The sequence below is a fragment of the Pseudomonas sp. TNT3 genome, from assembly GCF_010095445.2.
Lineage (GTDB): Bacteria > Pseudomonadota > Gammaproteobacteria > Pseudomonadales > Pseudomonadaceae > Aquipseudomonas.
In genome coordinates this window covers 1-1,376 of record NZ_WFGV02000131.1, presented here as the reverse complement: position 1 = coordinate 1,376, position 1,376 = coordinate 1, and the positions used below count along the sequence as shown (strand labels likewise).

The following is a 1,376-nucleotide window of genomic DNA, read 5'->3' as shown; positions in this document are numbered from 1 at the left end:
TTCTTCGGCGCCCTGCTGCAGTATCCGGCGAGCAACGGCGACCTGTTCGATTACCGCGAACTGACCGAGCGTTTCCACGCGGCCAACGCACTGGTGGCGGTCGCGGCTGACTTGTTGGCGCTGACAGTGCTGACCCCTCCGGGCGAGTTCGGTGCTGACGTCGCCATCGGCAGCGCGCAACGCTTCGGCGTGCCTCTGGGTTTCGGTGGCCCGCACGCTGCGTTCTTCTCGACTAAAGATGCATTCAAGCGCGACATGCCGGGCCGCCTGGTCGGCGTCTCGGTGGACCGTTTTGGCAAGCCGGCCTTGCGCCTGGCGATGCAGACCCGCGAGCAACATATCCGCCGCGAGAAAGCCACGTCGAACATCTGCACCGCGCAGGTGCTGCTGGCCAACATCGCCAGCATGTACGCCGTGTACCACGGTCCGAAAGGCCTGACGCAGATTGCCCAGCGCATTCATCACCTGACCGCGATTCTGGCCAAGGGCTTGAACGCTATGGGTCTGCAGGTTGAACAAGCGAGCTTCTTCGACACCCTGACTCTGGCCACTGGCGCGCAAACCGCTGCGCTGCACGAACAGGCACACGCCCAGCAGATCAACCTGCGCGTCGTCGACGGCGAGCGTCTGGGCCTGTCCCTCGACGAAACCACTTCGCAAGCCGACGTTGAAACCCTGTGGAGCCTGCTGGCCGACGGCAAGGCGCTGCCAGACTTCGCCGCCCTCGCCGCGTCGATCGTCAGCACGATCCCGGCCTCGCTGGTTCGCCAGTCGCCAATCCTCAGCCACCCAGTGTTCAACCGCTACCACTCCGAAACCGAGCTGATGCGCTACCTGCGCAAGCTGGCCGACAAGGACCTGGCGCTGGATCGCACCATGATCCCGCTGGGTTCGTGCACCATGAAACTCAACGCTGCCAGCGAAATGATCCCGGTCACCTGGGCTGAATTCGGTGCGCTGCACCCGTTCGCCCCGGCCGAGCAAAGCGCCGGCTACCAGCAACTGACCGACGAACTGGAAGCGATGCTCTGCGCCGCCACCGGTTACGACTCGATCTCGCTGCAACCGAACGCCGGTTCCCAGGGTGAGTACGCTGGCCTGCTGGCCATCCGTGCATACCACCAGAGCCGTGGCGAAGACCGTCGCGACATCTGCCTGATCCCGTCGTCCGCCCACGGTACCAACCCCGCCACGGCCAACATGGCTGGCATGCGTGTGGTCGTGACCGCTTGCGATGCTCGTGGCAACGTCGACATCGAAGACTTGCGCGCCAAGGCGATCGAGCACCGCGAACACCTCGCCGCGCTGATGATCACCTACCCGTCGACCCACGGTGTGTTCGAAGAAGGCATCCGCGAAATCTGCGGGATCATTCA

Annotated in this window: 1 pseudogene; it reads left to right on the top strand. The window is 64.2% G+C overall.

From position 1 onward, the window contains the following. Positions 1–1,376: pseudogene (locus GBC55_RS29705) on the top strand (glycine dehydrogenase (aminomethyl-transferring)); the annotation flags it as partial.